A 19915-nucleotide genomic window follows, 5' to 3' on the forward strand; every position below is an offset into this window, starting at 1 on the left:
CGGCCAAGGAGAAACGATGTTGAGGACGCAGGTTGCAATCATTGGCGGTGGGCCGGCAGGCCTATTGCTCTCGCACATGCTGCATCTCGCAGGCATCGACAGCATCGTGCTCGAACGGCAGAGCAGGGACCATGTGCTGCAGCGAATCCGCGCGGGTGTGCTTGAAAGCGGCACCATCAAGCTGTTGCGGGACGTCGGGCTCGGCGAGCGCATGGATCGAGAGGGTCATGTTCATGACGGAGCCTGGATCGCCTGGGAGGATCGGCCGCTATTTCTGATCGACACCAGGAAGTTTACCGGCAGACAGATGATGGCCTTTGGACAGACCGCCATAACGGAGGAACTGTACCGGATCCGCACCCGCAATGGAGGACAGGTGATCGATGAGGCCAAGAACGTTGAGCTGCATGATATCGCCGGCGACAAGCCATATGTGACCTTCGCGCATAATGGTGTGGAGCAGCGCCTGGACTGCGGGATCATCGCGGGTTGCGATGGCTTCCACGGCGTCTCCCGGCGCAGCATTCCGGCCTCGGTGCAAAGAACCTTCGAGCGCACCTACGCGTTCGGTTGGCTCGGCGTCATGTCGGAAGCGGCGCCGCTCAACGAAATCATGTATGCACATCACAGCCGCGGATTCGCGCTGGCTTCACAGCGCAGTCCGACGCTGAGCCGGTACTACATTCAGTGCGATCTTGGTACTGATGTCGCCGAATGGCCCGACGAAAAATTCTGGAACGAGCTCAAGCGCCGCTTTCCGCAGGACGTCGCCGATCGGATCGTCGAGGGCCCCGTGATCGAAAAGTCGATCGCCCCGTTGCGCAGTTTTGTCTCGGAGCCGATGCGCCACGGACGGCTGTTCCTTGCGGGAGATGCCGCCCATATCGTCCCGCCGACCGGCGCCAAGGGCCTGAATCTCGCGGTATCCGACGTGTTCTTTTTGCATCGGGCGCTCGAGGCATGGTTCAAGCGAGGAGAGTCTCGATATCTCGATCTCTATTCGGACATGGCGTTGAGGCGCGTCTGGAGCGCGGAGCGCATCTCCTGGCACCTGACGCAGCTCTTGCACGTATTTCCCGATGAAGACCCATTCGGCCGCCGCATGCATCTCAACGAATTCGATTATCTGCGTTCGTCCAATGCCGCGCAGGCTGCGCTGGCCGAGCAGTATGTCGGGCTGCCCTTCGAGGACTGACTCGGCCATGCATGAGCGCCGGGCGCGTCGACCGCACCGCCGGTTACCGATGTAACGCCAATTCCCGAACTGGACACTGCCAGGTAACACGAAGCGCCTAGCAGCGTGTTGGGGCGCGCGCGACGCCGGACCCGCCATTCAATACGATTCCGGGACATGTAAGGTCGTGGTGGATTTTCTCACTGTCTATAACGGGCCAGTCGAGCTTAACGTGGCGGTTAGCGGCTCAGGACCTCTGATCGTCTGCATTCATGGTTTCCCGGAGCTGTGGTATTCCTGGCGGCACCAGATCGCGCATTTTGCAAGTCGCGGCTTTCGCGTAGCCGCGCTAGACGTGCGCGGCTACGGACGCAGCTCGAAGCCCCGGGAGATCGAGGCCTACACGTTGCGCAATATGGCCTCTGACGTCGCTGCCGTGATCGATCGCATGGGAGATGAGCCGGCCATTCTGTTTGGTCATGACTGGGGCGCGCCCATCGCCTGGAACACCGCTTTGCTGCACCCCGATAAGGTCAGGGCGGTTGCGGGATTCAGCGTTCCCTACATTCCGCGGGGACGCGCGCCGTTCATCGACCTGGTGCGATCCGCCTACAAGGGACGTTTCTTCTATCAGTTGTACTTCCAGCAGGAGGGCGTCGTCGAGGCCGAGCTGGAGTCGGATGTCGCGAGCGCGTTACGCAGGATTTATTTTGCGCTGTCCGGGGCCGCGCCCCTCAACAAGTGGATCGAGCGGAAGCCGCTGGAGGCAAAGCTGCTGGACGGGCTGGTCGATCCGCAGCCGTTTCCAGGGTGGATGGACGAGTCTGATCTCGATATTTACCTTGACGCATTTCGCGCGGGCGGTTTTCGCGGACCCATCAATCGATACCGCGCCGAGGAGATCGATTTCAACGAACTCGCCGAATTAAGCGGGCGGAGCATCGTGCAACCGTCAACGTTCATTGCCGGCGAGCGCGACCCCGTGCGCGCATTTGTCCCGGACCTGGACCTTTACGCCAGCCCAGGGATTGCTTGTGCTGACTTCCGCGGGTCCACTATCATTCCGGGCATTGGACATTGGGTGCAGCAGGAAGCCCCGCCGGAGACGAACGAAGCGCTCGAAGCCTTCGTTCGGAAGCTATAGAGCGGCTGCTGTTTCGGTCGCTTCGCCGCGTGCAGCTATAGCGCAGCTTTTACGCTGTGATCATTCATGGCACGTCTTCTTCCAGACTGAGCGACGAGGTGCACCCGGGTCGTTACAGATGCAATGCAATTTCTGAACGCTGACATTATTCTGCGGGCATCCGATCCCATCATCGTCCTGAAGTATCCGATTTGACGCAATGTGGCGATACGCGATGGAGGCCGGCAATGGCTATTGATACCGACACGGCTATCGATACTGATAAGTTGAATGCGTTCATGGGAAAAATGGTCGGCGACTTCGGAGCGGCGATGAGCGCTTCGTCGATGCTGGTCGGCGACAAGCTCGGGCTTTACAAGGTGCTCGCCGAGAAAGGTCCGATGAATTCGACCGCGCTTGCCGAGGCCACAGGCACCGCCGAGCGCTACATTCGGGAGTGGCTGGCAACGCAGGCCGCCTCCGGCTACGTGGACTATGATCCGGATCGCAAGACGTTCTCGATGCAGCCCGAGCAGGCGCTAGCGTTGGCGAACGAGGAAAGCCCTTTTTTCATGGCCGCCATCGGCAATCTCGTTGCCGCGGCGTTTCTGGACGAACCGAAAATCTCGGACGCGTTCAAGAGCGGCAAAGGCGTCGGCTGGAATCGGCGCAGCGAATGCCTGTTCTGCGGCACTGCGCGCTTTTTTCGAACCAGCTACAAGCATCATCTTGTGCAGGAATGGTTGCCAGCGCTCGACGGCGTGGTGGAAAAGCTGCAGCGCGGGGCTAGCGTGGTCGATATCGGTTGCGGCCACGGCGTATCCACCCGGTTCTTGGCGGAGGCCTTTCCGAAATCCCGTTTCTTCGGCTTTGACTATCACGAGGGTTCCATCGACGCTGCGCGGCTGGCGGCAAGAGAAGCAGCGCTCGGCGATCGCGTGACCTTCGATGTTCACAGCGCCAAGACCTATCCCGGAAGCGGCTACGATCTGGTCTGCTTCTTTGATTGCCTGCATGACATGGGCGATCCGGTAGGTGCGCTCAAGCACGTGCGAGAGACCTTGGCCTCCGACGGAACGTGCATGCTGGTGGAGCCGTTCGCCAATGATCGCCTGGAGGATAATCTCAATCCGGTCGGGCGGGTTTTTTACGCATCGTCAACCATGATCTGCACGCCCGCCTCGCTCGACCAGGAGGTCGGTCTCGCGCTCGGAGCACAGGCCGGCGAGGCAAGGCTTCGCGAGGTCGCGCGGCAGGCCGGCCTCTCCCGCTTCCGCCGTGCAGCCGACACACCGTTCAACCTGATCCTGGAAGCACGGATCTGAATTTGGCAGCTGGGGCCGGTTTACCAGCCCCAGCTGCTCCCCTGTTCGGGGCCGGAGCGAACCGCAGTTGATTTGCCCCGGGGGGCGCGCACTCGCAAATTCCTGCCAACCCTCCCGCATGTGGGCCCGCCGTCAGAGCCGGGAAAATCTCCCGATACCGCTACGCAGCATCGGCTATGCTTTCACGCGCCGAAATTCTGCCGTTTAATGCGATCTGCGCCGGGATCACCGGCGCAAGGCATCGGGAAAAGGCAACCGCTGATGTGGACGTTTGCCGGGAGTGATCTCAAATACCGCCTGACGCTGCGGGTGGCTGCGGTGTCGGCGCTCTGCTTCGCTGCGATCTCAGCCTATTTCCTGCTCGATGCTGACAGAGCCGTGCACGCCAGGATCAACGGCATCGCCGAGATCACGGCGAAGACGCTGGCTCTGCAGCAGAGCCGGGCGCTGTGGGCAAGTCGCAGCCGTCCCAACTTTCCAGATCTCGACCTGGTCACGAGCTATCTCATGACGCCTGGTCTGTGCATCGCCTATCGCGGCAATGACGGCGACAGCAGTCAGCGCGCCTGCGTTGGCCCGCCCAGCGGACAAAGCGATCCGCCCTGGCTGTTTGCGGCATTCTATCGCACACTGTTCGACCCCGGCCGCGAAGCGGTGCGGCCGGTGCTTGCACCGGACAACACCAAGATCGGCGACGCCGTGGTCTGGGTCGATCCGAATGTGCTGACGGCAGAGGCCTGGCATGAGGCGGGACGGTTGATGGCGGCGCTCCTGGTCGCGCTGCCGCTGCTCTGCGCGCTGGTCTATGCGGCACTGGCGCGGGCGCTGCGGCCGACGCGGTTGATCAGGAACGGCCTCGAGCGCATCGCTGGCGGCGATCTGGCTGCGCGGCTGCCGCCGTTCGATCTCGCCGAGCTGTCGGCGCTCCGCGACGTGTTCAACCAGCTCGCGGAAAACCTCGCGTCGGCGCTTGCCGAGCGCAACGAGCTGACGCGCCGGCTGATCGCGCTGCAGGACGAGGAGCGGCGGCATCTCGCGCGCGAGCTGCATGACGAGTTCGGGCAGTCGCTCGCCGCGATCCGCGCGCTTGCGGCCTCGGCCCGCCAGACGGCCGCCCAGGATTGCCCGGCAATCCTGGTCGAATGCGACGGCATCGCGCGCACCGCGACCGGCATGATGGAGACGTTGCGCGGTGCGCTGTTCCGCCTGCGCCCGCCCGATGTCGAGGAGCTTGGTCTTGCCGCGAGCCTTGATGGGCTGGTCGCCGGATGGAATGGGCGCAGCCGCGGCCAGCCGCGCTTTGAGCTAAAACTCACGGGCGATGTCGATAGCCTGCCGGCGGCGATCGGCGACAACCTCTATCGCGTCGCGCAGGAGGCTATCACCAACGCGGCCAAGCATGCGGAGGCGACAGCGGTCAGCTTGCGCCTTGCGCTGCGCGACGCGCCCGATGGCCACGGCAAGGAGACGAAGGTCGAAAAGCGGATCGAGCTCATTGTCGAGGATGACGGCCGCGCCAGCGAGCGCGCGGTCAAGTCGGGCATGGGCCTGCTCGGCATGCGCGAGCGCGTCGCGAGTCTTGGGGGCGAGCTGACCTTCAACGCCCGCCCGGGACTGGGCGCGGTCTTGCGCGTTGTCATTCCCGTCGCCGGGACGGAGGCTCTGCGCGCTGCGGAGAGCCCTGTCGAGCAAATCATTCCCGAGCCGGAGTGCGCGGCATGAAGATGGCCGGCGGCACCATCATGCTGGTCGACGATCACGCCGTGGTCCGCGAGGGCTATCGAAGCGTGCTGCAGAAGCAGGCGGGCCTGAAGGTGATTGCGGAAGCTTCCGATGGCGCCGAGGCCTATCGCCTGTTCAAGGAGGTGCGGCCGGATGTCGTGATCATGGATCTCGCCATGCCGGGCGTCGGCGGCATCGAAGCCATCAGGCGCATCCGGCAATGGGACCGCGACGCCCGGATCCTCGTGTTCACCATGCATCAGAACGCGGGCTTTGCCGTGCAGGCGATCCGCGCCGGCGCGAGAGGCTTTGTCACCAAGACCAGCCCGCCCGAAACATTGGTGCGCGCGGTGAAGGATGTGCTGGCCGGCCAGATCGCCGTCAGCCCCGATATCGATCATCAGCTCGCGCTTGGAAGGCTTGCCGGCGAGACCGTCGCCGCCGATGTCCTGAGCGCGCGCGAGTTTGAAGTCCTGCAGATGCTGCTTGCCGAGCGCACCACGCAGGAGATCGCCGAGGCGCTGCACATCAGCCCGAAGACGGTTGCCAATTTACATTCCCTGATCAAGGACAAGCTCGGCGTGAGCTCGGATATCGAGCTGGTTCGACTCGCGCTGCGGCAGGGCATCTTGACGCAGACCGATCTCGGCGAGACCGCGGGCGGGACCGCCACGTGATGCCGGCGCCGGCTGTTGCTGAGCAAGATGCGGCGCTGGCGCCCGCTCACTGTGCCTTCTCATGGTTGGCGATGCCAACTGCCTTGTAGTCGTAGGTGGGATAGAACTCCGTGTGATAGGCGCCCCAGGCGGAGGTCTCGAAGATGCGGTTGACCTCGCGCAGGCGCGAGGCCGGCAGCCGCAATGTCACGACCTGGCCGATCCCCATCATCACATACCAGCTCACGACCTCGACGCCGGGTGGCGGAAAAGCCTTGTAGAAGCCCTGCTTCTCGAGCTGCGCATTGAGCTCGCCTAGCGGGCGCGACTGGTCGTGCTTGAGGAAGATGGTGATCATGACGGCATTGTCAGGGGTCGGTGCCGCGTTGTCGCTCGGTGCCGTCTGCGCGACCGTCGCCGCATTGCACGTCGCCGCCGAGATCATGATCGCCAGCGCCGTCACTGCCACCCGCATCCGCCTCATCGCAGTCTCCCGCTTGTTGATCTTCGATGTCGTGAGCAAGAATTGTAGCGGGCGATCGGCGACGAGGCGATCCGCTCTCAAGCAGTGATCACTGCATCTTGTATTCGCCGGAAATGTCCCGGCCGGTGTAGTCGGTCATCAAGGCGGTGGCGATCAGGCTGATCACCGCACAGACGGCGATATAGATCGCGATGGCGGCGGCCGAATGTTAGGACCTGCAGTCGATCACCGTGAATCACGACCGCGGAGTTGGTGCTACCGATGGCGGCCGCTGTTTCAGGCGTAGCCGAAAAATCGTTGCGCTGGGACTGCGAAACGCGGACGATACCGTTCGTGACACCGAGAGCAACACAACCGAGAGCAACACACATGTCGTCGATCCCCCCTTTTCGAGACTCGTCGGTCCCGCATGAGGAACCGCATCTGTCCTCGGATCCGACTGGTGATGCGTTTGCTACTCAGCTTGGCATTACCAGCTCCCCGGGACGAGGCGATCGGGATCCGCGTACGCCCCAGCAGGGCACGATCGGCCCGGATTATGACCGTATGTATCGGGCGGAGCGAGACTTGATCAATTTCGGTGACGGTCCGCCCTCGCCCCTCCATGCCTCGCTCTCGCCCCTCCATGGCCCGCTCTCGCCCCTCCATGGCCCGCTCTCGCCCCTCCATGGCCCGCTCTCGCCCCTCCATGGCCCGCTCTCGCCCCTCCATGCCCCGCAATCGCCCTTCAATTTAGGAGGCTCACTAGTGTTCGACGCTGGCGGGCCCAATCTGTCGACCCGGGCATCGCCAACGCCTGGGTTGTCACTGTCGCCACACGACCCGCGGTCTCCCGTCGTTCGCGAACGCCCACATCTCCCAATGATGTCGCCGGGAGGCGACTTTCGCGGAGACGCTCGCGCTCCTCTGAGCGGGCATCCCCCAGGGTCCGCCGGCGGTCCAGGCGCCACATCGAGCAGTGCAGCGTCATCAGCGGGTGGAACACATGGGGCAAAGCGGTCTGCTGCCAATGAGCCACCGGGACCGCCGAGGCCGAGGGTCGCAAGGCGAGCTAATGATCCCGTGCCGGGTTCCATGCAGAGCGCATTTCGGGGAGGGCTTTCTGGTCCGATGAATCGCCGCACCCGAGCGCCCAACGCTCCAGAGTCTGCTGGCGCAGCGGCAGCGGATAAAGGCGGCGGCGCACCGGCGCGGGACAAGGGAAAGGCACGCGAACCCGGACCCATCCTGCAGGCGCCAGCCTCAGCAAGTGGCCATGCCCCGCTTCACCCGTCGTTACAGCTTATGCCTTCTGACGGGTGGCCGGGAATGGAGCAGGCGAGACTCGCTTCGCTGGACACCGCTTATGGGCGGCGGTCGTCAGAGCTCCCGCCCTCGGCGCTTCCCGAAGCGGGGCCGAGCAATCGCCCTGCCGCGTCCCGCTCTGGCACCTCCGCTATCGGCAATCGGCCCCAAAGCGCTGCCCCGCCATCAGGAAGCGGAGAGCCGCCGTCGCAGCAGCCCGAGATTCCTCCAGACCGTCAGGGATCGTTGGAAGCGGCGACAGCGCGCGTTCAAACCTTTGCTCAGTCCAAGAAGATTGGCAAGCTGGCGCCAAGGACTATGGCGCGGTTCGAAGAAGAACTGAGCAGTCTGAATAACTCGGGCAAGACACCCATCGATCCCGAGGCGGCACGAGCCTTTTATGCGAACAGAGCCGCATCCAAAAAAGCCCTCCCGGCACAGTTAACAGCGGCAAACACCGAATATAGGGAAAAAAGGGCGCGCGAGGATAGGCTTGGCGCTGGGCAAGCTAGTGCCTATGATATGGCGCGGTATGCGGAACGGCGAGCAATTCCTCGAAATCCTCCGCAGAATGCTGTTTCGCCGAGCGAGGGAACGGTCCTGACACCAACAGGCGTGCAGTGGGTTAGGCAACAGCATGATTTAGGTCATTCACGGGATAGCATCGCGGCCGCGTTGACAACGTTAACTACCTACGCCAGAGCTCAGCAACTCGTGAGAGAAATATTGGACCAGCCGCGGCCCGGGACGTAATCTCGACGAGTGAGCGCCTGCAGTTCGCCGCCGGTACCGCGGCGAACTGCAGGCGCTACGCATCGCCATATCGGCGGACGCGCCTAAACTAGGCTTGTGATTCACTGCATCTTGTATTCGCCGGAAATGTCCCGGCCGGTGTAGTCGGTCATCAAGGCGGTGGCGATCAGGCTGATCACCGCACAGACGGCGATATAGATCGCGATGGCCGTGGCGGATTTATAGGTCCCGTACAGCCATGTCGCGATCAGCGGCGCGGGGCCGCCCGCGATCACCGAAGCGAGCTGATAGCCGAGCGAGGCGCCGCTGTAGCGCAGCCGGCCGGTGAAGCTCTCGGCGATCAGTGCCGCCTGCGGTCCGTACATCATGTCATGCGGCACCAGCGACAGGATGATCGCCACGAAGATCACCACGGCTGATCCGGTGTTGAGCATGCCGAAATAGATGAAGCCGAACACGCCCGTGACCACCGCGCCGATCATGTACATGTTCTTGCGGCCGATCTGGTCCGACAGATGCCCGAAAAAGGGGATCGACACAAAGGACAGCACGGAAGCCGTCAGAACCGCGGTGAGCAGGAAGTCGCGCGAGACGTGCAGGCTCTGTGTGCCGTAGGAAAAGATGAACGCGGTAAAGATGTAGAAAGGTGCCTGCTCGGCCATGCGCGCGAAGGCCGAACACAGGATCTCCTTGGGATGCTCAATGAGCACCTGGAGCATCGGCGTGCGCTCAATCTTCTGCTCGGCGATCAGCCGCGTGAAAACCGGCGTCTCCATGATGCCGAGCCGGATGTAGAGACCGACGCCGACCAGGATCAGGCTGAGCGCAAAGGGGATGCGCCAGCCCCAGGCCAGAAACTGTTCACCCGACATCTGGCTGAAGGCGAGCACGGCGAGATTGGAGAGGAACAATCCGCAGGGCACGCCGAATTGCGGCCACGAGGCGATCAGCCCGCGCGTCCGGTCGTTGCGCGCCCACTCCATCGACATCAGCACCGAGCCGCCCCATTCGCCGCCGACACCGATGCCCTGGACGAAGCGCAGGACGGTGAGAATGACAGCGCCCCAGATGCCGACGCTCTGATAGGTCGGCACCAATGCTACTGCGAAAGTCGCAAGGCCCATCAAGAGCAGGGTCGCGATCAGCGTTGACTTGCGTCCAATGCGGTCGCCGTAATGGCCAAAGATGGCAGCCCCCACCGGGCGCGCAATGAAGCCGACGGCGTAGATGGCGAACGCCTCCAGCGTGCCGACCCAGGGGTCGGAATGCGGGAAAAACAGTTTCGCGAAGACGAGGCCGGTGACGGTGGAATAGAGAAAGAAGTCGTACCATTCGATCGCGGTTCCGATCGTGGAAGCGATCACCGCGCGGCGCAATTGCACCTGATGCTCCGACGAGGAGAGGGGCGTGGGGTCGGCGTGCGATATGTTCATGGGGCTTCTCCCTGTCGCCCCCGAGCAATGACTAAGTGGGTATAATTGGCGCTCAACGCATCACCTGCCGTTAGGTTCCTTCCTTTCGCCCAAGTGTGAAGCATCTCACACTGGTCATGCTGCATCTGCGCTATATAGGGGTGAGGCCGGGCTCGCAGAACGCGAAGGCGCGATCGAATGAATATGCGGCGGATGTTGTCTTGGTGGTTCAGGATCGTCCTGTCGGGACGCTTCCTCGAGCGCTTCCTGCGCGTCCAGCAGACGCCAGGATCTAGCTCTGGCCCATCAACCCTTTGAAGAACGCTGCGCCTTCGTGCATGGCGTCACGCCCTTTCCAGGCAAGATGAGTCAGCCGTCCCGAGAACGATTGGTGGCTGCGCAGGCTGCTCGATCCCAGCACGTGGCCGACTTCGCCCGGAAACCGGCTGACCTCGGCTTCGACCAGTGCGGCGATCGCCTCCATCAGCCGATGCAGCCTGACGCCCCAATCGGATGGCTCGAGATTGTCGATGCGAACTTGCAGCGCATATTCCGTATCGTAGATGCTGACCAGCAGCTCCCTGGCGACCAGCACGCGATTGTTCCTGAGCGCGAAGTGCAAGGCGAGTTTCTTATCCTCGATGAGGTCCAGCACCATGGTGACCGCAACCGCATAAGGAGTTGCCGCGACATCGGATGCAGCCTTGCTGGCGGCTGCCTTGGTGGCGAAGCGGATCAGCTGCCATGGCGTCTTGAGGCGGTTGGCGACCAGCGTCAGGGCAAACGGCACCGCCTCCCTGTCGCCCTCCTTGCCAGTCTTGACGAAGGCGTCGATTAGCTCCCTGACGCTGGCAACTTTGCCGTCGTCGAATTTCGAGATCTTCTCCGGCAGCTCGCTCGCAAGCCTTGCCAGCGCCTCGCGCGCGCGCAGCACGCTCACCATCTTGCCAAGGTCGCCGAACACGGCGCGCGAGGCGGTATAGGTGGCGAGCTTGGCGCGGGCCTGCTCGGTCGCGTCAGCCGAGGCGAAGGTGTTTTCCAGCGACTTGATCACCTTGGTCTGGAATGTGCTCGCCGCCCGTTGCGCCTCGCTCTTCTTGTCGCTCGCGATCAGGCTCCTCATCTGCTCGGCATAGTCGCGCGCCATGGTCGGCAGGAGGTCGCGGCTGATCCAGTCCCAGATCGGTGAAAGCGAGCCGCGCGAGATGCGCCCCGGATTGGGATAGTCCGGATCGCCGTCCATCAGAAACGGCTCGAGCGGGGCGAAGAAATAGCGCGACGGGTTGCCCATCCGGTTGTGGGTCTGGCCGTCCTTGCGGAATTCCGCGCGCAGGCTCTCGAGCAGGGCGCCGTTACCCGGTACGTCGGCGCCGCAAAGCTGAAGCCGCTCGAGCTCGTTGAGCAGATTGCTGCGCGCCTGCGGCGTCAGCCGCTTGAGGTAATCTGCGATCCGGTCGGCTGGCAGCATGGCACGCAGTGTTCCGCAACTGTTCCGGAGTCTTTCATCCGGTGTATCGGGTGGCGAGAGGCATTTGCGCGCTCGGAACCGGGAACCCAAGCAAAGCAAGCTATCGTTAATTAAGTGGTAAGGTGGTCAGACGCCTTACGGCGGGCAACAGGACCGAATCGCCAGCTGCGGTTGCGGCACGTTGCGGCATCGCAGGTGCTGCCGAAGCCGATTTGTCCAGTACGCTGCAACCTACACGGAAATTACGCGATTATTTTACTCGCAATAAGTGTGGATCAGCGATTTCTGTGCCGTTTTGGCCCAAGATTACCGTAGTCTTACGGTGCAAATTATTAACCGCAGAACCGCATTGCATCCGTTAAACAACCGATATGTCACAGCAGGAAAGCCGCAGCATCAGTGAAATCGGCGTTGCCGAGCAGGTCGATATCGACGCGCCGCTCGGCGAGTTCGAAGCCGTCCGGCACTGGGTTGCGCGCCCGCGCCCCACGGATGAGGCGACGGTCGCCGTCGCGCGCGAGCTCAACGGGCCGCTGACCGCACTGCTGCTTTATATGGGCGAAATCAAGCAGCACAGCCGCCAACTCTCGCCAAGCGCGGAGGACCGGGCGTATCTGCAGAAGATCGTCGACAATGCCCTGCAGCAGACCGAGCGGGTGTGCGCCCTGGTCAAGCAGATCGCCGTTGCCGACGAGCCGGCGCTGATGACGGGTGCAAGGCGTGAGGATGAAGGGCGCAGCGGACGGACAGGCGATTCCGGACGAGCGCCGCGCGCCACGATTGCAGCCGCAGGCGGCCAGCGTCCCCTGACCAAGCGGGAGCGCGAGGTACTGCAGCTCATCAGCGAGGGCCATTCCAACAAGCAGGGCGCGCTGCGCATGCGCATCAGCCCCCGCACCTTCGAAAGCCATCGCGCCGAGGCCATGCGCAAGCTCGGCGCGCGCAACACCGCCGAGCTCGTCCGCACCGCGCTGTTGCTGCGAATCGACGAGCGGCTCGACTGAAGCCATGGGTCGCGTCGAGCCGGTTAAAGCTTCACGGTAGCGTGCCGGGGAAATGGGCGCGCGACAGCGACGCCCTGACATTTGCGCTCGCGGCAATCGAGCGCGCGCGGCTTGCGCCGGCCTGGCACCTCTCAGCAGAGATCCTCGATCATCGAATGCAGCCGCGGCGCGGCGGGCCGCGGCGGCCGAGCTGCCGGCTTGGCAGGGCCCGGGACGATGGTGATGGTCCAGCGCGGCGGCGCCGCCGCGTCCTGCTCCTGCACTGAACGGACATGGCCGATGATCGTCTCGCTGCCGGATTTGATGGCGGCTGTTCTGCCGTTGAATTGCGCCATACGGAAACGCCGAACTTCCTTCTCGTCGGCGGTCTCGAATGTGAACATGAGGCTCTCCTGTGCTCGCGGTGAACTATCTCCTTTCATCCTTAGCCGGATATGAAGATCGAACGCCGTAGAAACACGGTTGGAGCCTTTGCACGCTCGCGCTGCGAGAGCAATGTTCAGGGCGGCACGGGCGGATTGAGAAGACGCTCGTGATGTCGCCTCACCGTCGCATAGCACTCGCAGGCCGTCTTGCGCAGCCCCTCGAGATTGGTGATGCGGATATGTCCCCGGCTGTAATTGATGAAGCCCGCCTGCTGCAGCGTGTTGGCAACCAGCGAGACGCTGTTGCGCCGTGCGCCGATCATCTGCGCCAGCGCCTCCTGGGTCAGCACCAATTCACCCGCGCCGGAAAGGTCGTGAGTCTGCAGCAGGCATCGCGCGAGACGGGCCTCTACGGTGTGGGAGGCGTTGCAACCGGCGGTCTGCTGAATTTGCGCGAACACTGTCATACCATGCCGCAGCAGCAGCGTGCGCAAGGTCGCGCTGGAGTCGGCGGCCGCTCGAAAGCGATCGAGATCGATGGTGGAAGCCGCGCCGGGAACCACCACCACCGCGCGGTTCAGCGCAACCGGATCGCCGAGGGTCGCGAAGGCACCAAAGACGCTGTCGCGGCCGACCAGCCCGGCCTGGACATGCTCGCCGCGCGACAGGTCGACCACGATCGAGATCACGCCGCGATGTGGCAGGTAGGCGCGCTTCAACACCTGCCCGACTTCGACGAGCACGAGATCCTGGGTCAGATCGACCGTGCGAAGATGCGGGCGTATCTGCTCGAAATCATCTGTCGTCAGTGCCGACAAAAATCCATTTGGTGGACGAGAGACCGAATCCAAAGCCGTCTCCTGCCTTTAAAAGGGCAAAACAGGCCTTCCGCGATCGCCAGCCACAATTGACATCAAATATCATTTCAGCATGCGTTCGGGGCCAATCGTTGACAAGAAAAATTTGTACCGAATTGCAACGCAGGCTGCGCGTACCCTTATGCTCGTTAGCGTGCAAACCCACCCGCTCATTGCCGTATCCCGATAGGCTGCTCGGCTTGCTGCAACGCGTGAGCCACCCTCGGGATGGCATTGCGTCGCACACCGACCGCGCGCGCCAGACTCCCTGCATCGGCGGCAGCGCATTGCCATCGCGGGGGTCGCGTACGCGCAACGGACGCGACGACGATGACATCGCAGTCGCGCCAGCTCCACCAGACTGCAGTCGCCGTCGCGCCTTAAGGCGCATGATCTCGAAGCCGTGTCGCTGCTGACGGCGAAATGCGCGTTGCCGTAGCGCGCATGGTTAATTCCGCCTTGTCCTGCCCGCAAGCGATGGTTAGCGGACGCCCAACGAAGATCGTGAATCAATTCATATGCGCGATGCATCGGCGCAAAGCCTGCTCGCAAGCCGCCTCCTGCGTGCCGGATCGTGCCGACATTGCCGATAATGCGGCGCGATGGATTCAGCCCGAGTTAGTATTAACAACGCGAGGCCGGTGTTTCGCCTGACGCGACCTGCCCGATTTAACCAATGGGTAGGGCAGCAAAGCACAGTCTGCCGACACCGCCCGCAGAAGTGCGGGGCGGCTCGTCACTTGTGTGTTCATCCAGAAGGGAAACATCATGTCAGGTATTGTTCTTTCGTCCTCGGTTCGGCAGAACCTGCTCTCGCTGCAGTCGACTGCTTCGCTGCTCGCCACCACGCAGAATGACCTCGCCACCGGCAACAAGGTCAACTCCGCTCTCGACAACCCGACCAACTTCTTCACCGCGCAGTCTCTGAACAACCGCGCCAGCGACATCAGCAACCTGCTCGACAGCATCGGCAACGGCGTGCAGGTGCTGCAGGCTGCCAACACCGGCATCACGTCGCTGCAGAGCCTCGTCGACAGTGCCAAGTCGATCGCCAACCAGGTGCTGCAGAGCCCGGTCGGCTACGACACCAAGTCCAACGTCACCTCGACGACGTTGACGGGCGCCACCTCGACCAACCTGTTGAACTTCAACGCCGGCCCGCTCGTCGGCACCGCCGTCAACAACGACGCCACCGGCGGCAACGCGGCCGCGATCTCCGGTTCGACGCTGCTGTCGGGCACCGCCGGCACCGGCTCGAACGACCTCGCCACCGGGCTCACCACCGCCGACTCGCTGGTCGTCAACGGCGTCACCTTCGGCTTCGTGGCCGGCACCTCCAGCTCCGGCACCTCGATCGGCATCGGCGATACCGTGGCGCATCTGTTGTCCACGGTCGATGCCGCGGCTGGCGTCACCTCCAGCATCTCGGGCGGCCAGATCACGTTTGCGCCAACGTCCAGCACGACCGGCGTGACCATTGGGGGCTCGGCCGCGGTTCTCGGCGACCTCGGCCTCACCGCGACCGGCAACAGCCTGGAGGGCGAGACGCTCAGCATCGCTGCCACCGGCGGCGGCACGGCGACCGCGATCACCTTCGGCACGCTGTCAGGGCAGGTCTCGACGCTGAACCAGCTCAACACGGCGCTGGCGGCGAACAACCTGCAGGCCACGGTCACCAACGGCCAAATCAACATCACGACCACGAACGATGCGGCGTCTTCCACCATCGGCGCGATCACCGGCACCGCGACCGCAGCAAGCCAGGCGTTCAACGGCCTGACCGCGGCGGCTCCTGTTGCTAACGCAACGTCGCAGTCGCAGCGCGCAGGTCTGGTAGCGCAGTACAACAACGTGCTGTCGCAGATCAACTCGACCGCGCAGGATGCCTCCTTCAACGGCGTCAACCTGCTGAATGGTGACACCCTGAAGCTCGTGTTCGACGAGACCGGCAAGTCAACGCTGAGCATCACCGGCGTGACCTACAACTCGGCAGGCCTCGGCCTCTCGAACCTGACCTCGGGCACTGACTTCCTCGACAACGCGTCGGCGAACAAGGTCCTGACCGCGCTCAACAGCGCTTCGACCACGTTGCGGTCGGAAGCTTCGACGCTCGGTTCGAACCTGTCGATCGTGCAGGTCCGTCAGGATTTCAACAAGAGCCTGATCGACGTGCTGCAGACCGGTTCGTCGAACCTGACGCTCGCCGACACCAATGAACTCGCGGCCGACAGCCAGGCGCTGTCGACCCGCCAGTCCATCGCGGTCCAGGCGCTGTCGCTCGCCAACCAGTCGCAGGCCAGCGTGCTGCAGCTGCTCCGCTAGTAGCGGCTGAGCTCTCAAATCCTCGAGGCGGCGGGGATACCCCGCCGCCTCTCTCCCGTTTCATGACCGGCTACAATGCCGCGTGTCGAAATCACTTACGCTCGGGCCGTCTCCCAGAGAGGAGCGACGACAATGCCGCTAAGGGTCGAACTGAAGCCGTTCGAACGCATCGTCATCGGCCAGAGCGTGATCATCAATTCCGCCAGCCGCACCTGCTTCCTCGTCGACGGTGAGGTGCCGATCCTGCGCGAGCAGGATACGATCACCGCCGAGACCGCCGACACGACGGCGAAGCGGCTCTATCTCTGCGTCCAGACGATGTACCTGAAGAACGATCCGGAGCCAAACCGGACCGCCTGTCTCGGCCTGCTTGACGAACTGGTTCGGGAGATACCCGACTGTCGCGACGTCATCGCAGTCGTTGCAGAGCTCGTGTCGAAGGGCCTGCTGTACAAGGCGCTCAAGGAGATCCGCAAGTTGATCAAGCGCGCGCCTGAGCCATCGATGGTGTGAGGCGTGCAGGTGCCCCGATCAAAGTATGCTCTGGATAGCGGCGGCCATCATGCGGCATGGTTTACCGTTTGTGCACCCGTATTAGAACGGACGAGGAAATTAACGGGAAAGACAAGCCGTTACGGCTATCGCTTGGGTGTTGGCCCCGGCCTGATCGCGGCGCTGAAGGAGCAGACGGCGCATGCCCACAACGAGATGGACCGGGCGGCATGAACAAGTTCAGCCCGACGGCCTGAAGGATTGACCTGACATGACCGAGATGACCAGCAAGACGCACACCAGCGAAGGCGCGATGGCCGAGTACGTCACCGCGGTGATCGGCGGCCAGCTGTTCGGCCTGCCGATCTCCCGCGTCCAGGACGTGTTCATGCCGGAGCGGCTGACGCGCGTTCCGCTCGCCTCCAGCGAGATCGCCGGCGTTCTCAACCTGCGCGGCCGCATCGTCACCGTGATCGACATGCGCGCCCGCCTCGGCCTGCCCAAGGCCTCTGACGGCAAGCCGCCGATGGCGGTCGGCGTCGATCTGCGCGGCGAATCCTATGGCCTTCTGATCGACCAGATCGGCGAGGTCCTNGGTAATAGGGGTTCTCGATCCAGCGGGCGCACAACACCTCATCCGACAGGTTGTGCATGTGCTTCAAAATGAACAGGCCAGCGACAAGCCGCGTCGGAAGGCCAGGCTGCCCCGACCCTGCTTGGCACACCGAACTGAAGCGCTCATCCAGGACATTCCAGTCGATCAGCGCAGCCAACCGCACCAGCGGATGGCTCATGTCGATGATCCGATCCAGGGCCGGAAGCAGCAGGTCTTTCTGACGATCGTCCCGCGGTTTGCTCATCGCCTTCCCCAATGTCGATGACCTGCCGACAGGGAATCACGAATCGCCCAAAAGCAAAATCCCAAACCGCAAGAAAGCGAGGTCCAACACCCAGCTTTCCTGCAAAATCAAATACTATATCAAGACCAATTCCGCTAATGTCTCAGCACGATCTGAATTCTTCACGGACGACTGAATCGGGCCCACGAAACAAACACAGGACGTGCATCGAAATCATCGGACCGAGTATCCATCGGAAGGTCGTCGAAAATCTTATGACGGTCAGTGTTTTTGAGCCCGGAGCCGGCCCTTGAAGAAATTTTGCGATTTGTCGAACGTATCGCTCACTGGTTCGCACTTTTTCTCGGCATCGTGGCCATCGTTTGGATCGGCGTGATAGTCGGTCGACCCGCGGAAAGCGGGAGCCAACCGACTTTCGCCGGTGCGGATCAGAAGCAGAAGCGCCTCGCGGCATATCTCGACGGCACATGGAATTCTGTTGACAGCAACACGAACGTCTGGCGGATGCGGGCGCTTACCGCGTCGAAGAGCAAGGACGACAGGCCGCAGCTCGTCTATTACTCGGTGGGCGTCAATGGCGTTATTGGCGGCATGTTCGGCCAAGGCTTAGATGACAACATTCGCTTAGCCTACGAATGGCTGATCGAGAACTACAACGACGGCGACGAAATCTTCATCTTCGGCTTCAGCCGCGGCGCATATACCGCGAGAGCGCTCGCCGGATTGATCGCCATCGACGGCATTCTGAAGGTCGGCTCGCGTCGCGCAGTTGCGGCTGGCACGCGGATTTCCTGACGCCGAATTTGCACGCTCGAATTGATGTGAACGTATGACCTTGCCGTCGTCGCGAGGGATCACCCGCGTCTACTCACTTAATTGACGTCGAGATCGCCGCAGCTTGCACAGGAGATTTGCGCATTTTTTTCCACGAGCTGGATTAATGTGCCCCTGATGTGCCCTAGTTCTTTGAGGGCACATCCGTAGGGAACCGCGCCGCTAAAGCATTGTTTTGCAAGGCTTTATGGTGGGCGCACAAGGGATCGAACCTTGGACCTCTCCCGTGTGAAGGGAACGCTCTCCCGCTGAGCTATGCGCCCGGGAAACTATGTGCACGGCCAATGGCTTGGAAAACCAGCCAAGACCAACACACGGCCTCAATCGGAGCCCGGATTTACGAAGCCGGACCCGTCAGTGTCAAGGCAAATACCGGGCAATCAATCCCTTAATGCCCTCATGCCCCCTGTTGCCGCGCCCTCGAGGCGTGGGCCTGCAGTGCGCGGATGCGTTCTGCGAGCGTGCCGCCTTGCGGGGCGCTCGTGGCTGCACCATTGGCGACTACAGCGCCATTGGCGGGCTTGGCTGGCACAGGCTCGGCGGCCAGCATGGCCTCGATCGGAGAGTTCGGGCCCTCCAGCTGCATCGCAAGTTTGGCGACCTCGGCCGCGATGTCGTTGATGCGCTCGCGCAGCAGCGCATTCTCCATCCGCTCGGTCGCCCAGGAGCTCTCGGCCTGCTGCTGGATCGCGTTGATGTCGCGCTGCAGCTTGGCGCGCTCGTCGCGCGCAAGGCGCAGCTGTTCCTCGACCGCGGCCTTTTCCGTCTTCAGCTTTTCCAGCGCCGGCCAATTGCCCGAATCGTTCCGGCTGAGCTCTTGGCGCATCTCGTTGAGCGTACGCTCGGCGACCTCGTTGGCCTTGCGCAGCTGGCCGTTCTCATAGTCGCGCTCGGCGAGCAGCTTGCCTTGCGCGGCGAGCCGCCCTTCGAGCTCGTTGACGCGGCCCGACAGCATCTCGGCTTCCTTGACCTGTACGATCAGCTGGCGGTCGAGATCGGTGACGCGCTGGTTCAAGTTTTCGACCCGCCCACGCGCATCCTGGAGGTTCCTGGTCGCGCCTTCGGAATCGGCGCGCTCCTGCACCAGGCGGGCTTGCGTCGCGGCAAAGTCCTTCTCGGCATCGCCGACGCGGCTCTTCAACTCCTCGATCTGCGCCCGCACCGCGACCAGTTCCACCTGCCGGCTGTCGGCGACCATCGAACGGTCATTCAGCTCGGTGTTGATCTTTGCAAGCTCGCCTTGCTTGTCGGTCAGCGCCCTCTCGGCCTGGCGCAGCCCCTCGGTCTTGGTCGCGAACTCCTCTTCGGTGGCCCGCAGCTGCTCCTTCACCGCCTTCTCGCGCGCTTCCAACGCGAAGATCGTAGCGTTCTTCTCGCCAAGCTCGATCTTCATGCGGTTGATGGCATCGGTCTTCTTGCCGAGCTCGGCGAGCTGGCTCGTGGTCTTGTTCTTGAGCTGCTCGACGCTCATCTCCAGCCGCCGCGCCGACATGGCAAATTCCGCACGCAGCTGGTCCTTGTCCGCCTGGATCTCGGCCATTGACAACGGCGTCGCCGCTTCGAGCCGGCGCGTGGTCAGCCGCACCGCGCGATTGTGCACCAGCGGCACGATCATCAGGCCAAACAGCATCGAGATCAGGAAACCGATCGCGCCATACATGATCGGCTCGATCATGGAGACTCCTTAAGCGTGCAAGAGAAAATTTACCAAAGACAATGCCACGGGCGAGGCGCAAAACGCCAGCCCGTCGCAGCATTAACGTTGATCTCACCGGAGTTT

15 protein-coding genes, 1 tRNA gene and 2 pseudogenes are annotated in these 19915 nt (G+C 62.7%); 10 read left to right on the plus strand and 8 right to left on the minus strand.

Annotated elements, in window-relative coordinates; genetic code table 11:
* Window positions 1–19 precede the first annotated feature (19 nt).
* The 5 genes from pobA (at window position 20) to A3AI_RS0108355 (ending at window position 6021) form a co-directional block, all read left to right on the plus strand.
* Complete coding sequence (gene pobA, locus A3AI_RS0108335; protein ID WP_024515150.1) at window positions 20–1195, plus strand: 4-hydroxybenzoate 3-monooxygenase; 1176 nt, start codon at window positions 20–22, stop codon at window positions 1193–1195.
* 211 nt (window positions 1196–1406) lie between these two features.
* Window positions 1407–2318: an alpha/beta hydrolase gene (locus A3AI_RS0108340; RefSeq protein ID WP_245286858.1), complete on the plus strand. Its 912-nt coding sequence runs from the start codon at window positions 1407–1409 to the stop codon at window positions 2316–2318.
* 227 nt (window positions 2319–2545) lie between these two features.
* Window positions 2546–3622: a class I SAM-dependent methyltransferase gene (locus tag A3AI_RS0108345; RefSeq protein ID WP_051382321.1), complete on the plus strand. Its 1077-nt coding sequence runs from the start codon at window positions 2546–2548 to the stop codon at window positions 3620–3622.
* 261 nt (window positions 3623–3883) lie between these two features.
* Window positions 3884–5344, plus strand: coding sequence for a sensor histidine kinase (locus A3AI_RS0108350; RefSeq protein WP_024515153.1), 1461 nt, complete (start codon window positions 3884–3886; stop codon window positions 5342–5344).
* Window positions 5341–6021, plus strand: coding sequence for a response regulator (locus tag A3AI_RS0108355; protein ID WP_024515154.1), 681 nt, complete (start codon window positions 5341–5343; stop codon window positions 6019–6021). Before A3AI_RS0108350 ends, A3AI_RS0108355 begins: the two co-directional genes overlap by 4 nt.
* A gap of 46 nt (window positions 6022–6067) precedes the next feature.
* Here the strand turns inward: A3AI_RS0108355 and A3AI_RS0108360 are convergent, their stop codons facing one another.
* The 3 genes from A3AI_RS0108360 to A3AI_RS0108370 all read right to left on the minus strand — a co-directional run bounded on the left by A3AI_RS0108360 (window position 6068) and on the right by A3AI_RS0108370 (window position 11401).
* The gene (locus A3AI_RS0108360) at window positions 6068–6475 is read right to left on the minus strand and encodes a hypothetical protein (RefSeq protein WP_502685738.1); all 408 of its coding nucleotides are present in this window, start codon (window positions 6473–6475) and stop codon (window positions 6068–6070) included.
* 2147 nt (window positions 6476–8622) lie between these two features.
* Entirely contained in the window at window positions 8623–9954 is a 1332-nt protein-coding gene (locus A3AI_RS0108365) for an MFS transporter (protein ID WP_024515156.1), read from the minus strand.
* Between the two features lie 271 nt (window positions 9955–10225).
* Complete coding sequence (locus tag A3AI_RS0108370) at window positions 10226–11401, minus strand: hypothetical protein (protein ID WP_024515157.1); 1176 nt, start codon at window positions 11399–11401, stop codon at window positions 10226–10228.
* Window positions 11402–11772: 371 nt separating this feature from the next.
* On the opposite strand from A3AI_RS0108370, the gene A3AI_RS0108375 reads away from it, so the two are divergent.
* Window positions 11773–12405, plus strand: coding sequence for a helix-turn-helix domain-containing protein (locus tag A3AI_RS0108375; RefSeq protein WP_024515158.1), 633 nt, complete (start codon window positions 11773–11775; stop codon window positions 12403–12405).
* A gap of 131 nt (window positions 12406–12536) precedes the next feature.
* Here A3AI_RS0108375 and A3AI_RS0108380 read toward each other — a convergent pair whose 3' ends face one another.
* Entirely contained in the window at window positions 12537–12788 is a 252-nt protein-coding gene (locus A3AI_RS0108380) for a hypothetical protein (protein ID WP_024515159.1), read from the minus strand.
* Between the two features lie 116 nt (window positions 12789–12904).
* Window positions 12905–13621: a Crp/Fnr family transcriptional regulator gene (locus A3AI_RS0108385; RefSeq protein WP_024515160.1), complete on the minus strand. Its 717-nt coding sequence runs from the start codon at window positions 13619–13621 to the stop codon at window positions 12905–12907.
* A 774-nt stretch (window positions 13622–14395) separates the two neighbouring features.
* Between A3AI_RS0108385 and A3AI_RS0108390 the strand changes: the two genes are divergently transcribed.
* The 3 genes and pseudogenes from A3AI_RS0108390 to A3AI_RS0108405 form a co-directional block, all read left to right on the plus strand.
* Complete coding sequence (locus tag A3AI_RS0108390; protein WP_024515161.1) at window positions 14396–15949, plus strand: flagellin N-terminal helical domain-containing protein; 1554 nt, start codon at window positions 14396–14398, stop codon at window positions 15947–15949.
* A gap of 132 nt (window positions 15950–16081) precedes the next feature.
* Window positions 16082–16462 (plus strand): flagellar biosynthesis repressor FlbT, encoded by a 381-nt coding sequence (gene flbT / locus A3AI_RS0108395; RefSeq protein WP_024515162.1) that lies wholly within the window; start codon window positions 16082–16084, stop codon window positions 16460–16462.
* Window positions 16463–16721: 259 nt separating this feature from the next.
* Window positions 16722–17033, plus strand: a pseudogene (locus tag A3AI_RS0108405) (chemotaxis protein CheW); the annotation flags it as partial.
* A gap of 4 nt (window positions 17034–17037) precedes the next feature.
* Here the strand turns inward: A3AI_RS0108405 and A3AI_RS46070 are convergent.
* Window positions 17038–17301, minus strand: a pseudogene (locus tag A3AI_RS46070) (transposase); the annotation flags it as partial.
* A 264-nt stretch (window positions 17302–17565) separates the two neighbouring features.
* Between A3AI_RS46070 and A3AI_RS0108415 the strand changes: the two are divergent.
* On the plus strand, window positions 17566–18096 hold the full coding sequence (locus A3AI_RS0108415) for a phospholipase effector Tle1 domain-containing protein (protein ID WP_024515165.1): 531 nt from the start codon (window positions 17566–17568) through the stop codon (window positions 18094–18096).
* A gap of 227 nt (window positions 18097–18323) precedes the next feature.
* Here A3AI_RS0108415 and A3AI_RS0108420 read toward each other — a convergent pair.
* Window positions 18324–18398, minus strand: a tRNA-Val gene (locus tag A3AI_RS0108420).
* A 134-nt stretch (window positions 18399–18532) separates the two neighbouring features.
* Window positions 18533–19810 carry a coiled-coil domain-containing protein gene (locus tag A3AI_RS0108425; RefSeq protein ID WP_024515166.1) on the minus strand — a complete coding sequence of 426 codons (1278 nt, stop codon included), beginning with the start codon at window positions 19808–19810 and terminating at the stop codon, window positions 18533–18535.
* Window positions 19811–19915: the final 105 nt, after the last annotated feature.

Source organism: Bradyrhizobium sp. Tv2a-2 (assembly GCF_000472425.1).
GTDB lineage: Bacteria > Pseudomonadota > Alphaproteobacteria > Rhizobiales > Xanthobacteraceae > Bradyrhizobium.

Coding starts and splice junctions, on each gene's coding strand:
- A3AI_RS0108345 (WP_051382321.1), top strand. CDS start 2,546: ATGGCTATTGATACCGACACGGCTATCGATACTGATAAGTTGAATGCG.
- A3AI_RS0108350 (WP_024515153.1), top strand. CDS start 3,884: ATGTGGACGTTTGCCGGGAGTGATCTCAAATACCGCCTGACGCTGCGG.
- A3AI_RS0108355 (WP_024515154.1), top strand. CDS start 5,341: ATGAAGATGGCCGGCGGCACCATCATGCTGGTCGACGATCACGCCGTG.
- A3AI_RS0108360 (WP_502685738.1), bottom strand. CDS start 6,475: ATGCGGGTGGCAGTGACGGCGCTGGCGATCATGATCTCGGCGGCGACG.
- A3AI_RS0108365 (WP_024515156.1), bottom strand. CDS start 9,954: ATGAACATATCGCACGCCGACCCCACGCCCCTCTCCTCGTCGGAGCAT.
- A3AI_RS0108370 (WP_024515157.1), bottom strand. CDS start 11,401: ATGCTGCCAGCCGACCGGATCGCAGATTACCTCAAGCGGCTGACGCCG.
- A3AI_RS0108375 (WP_024515158.1), top strand. CDS start 11,773: ATGTCACAGCAGGAAAGCCGCAGCATCAGTGAAATCGGCGTTGCCGAG.
- A3AI_RS0108380 (WP_024515159.1), bottom strand. CDS start 12,788: ATGTTCACATTCGAGACCGCCGACGAGAAGGAAGTTCGGCGTTTCCGT.
- A3AI_RS0108390 (WP_024515161.1), top strand. CDS start 14,396: ATGTCAGGTATTGTTCTTTCGTCCTCGGTTCGGCAGAACCTGCTCTCG.
- flbT (WP_024515162.1), top strand. CDS start 16,082: ATGCCGCTAAGGGTCGAACTGAAGCCGTTCGAACGCATCGTCATCGGC.
- A3AI_RS0108425 (WP_024515166.1), bottom strand. CDS start 19,810: ATGATCGAGCCGATCATGTATGGCGCGATCGGTTTCCTGATCTCGATG.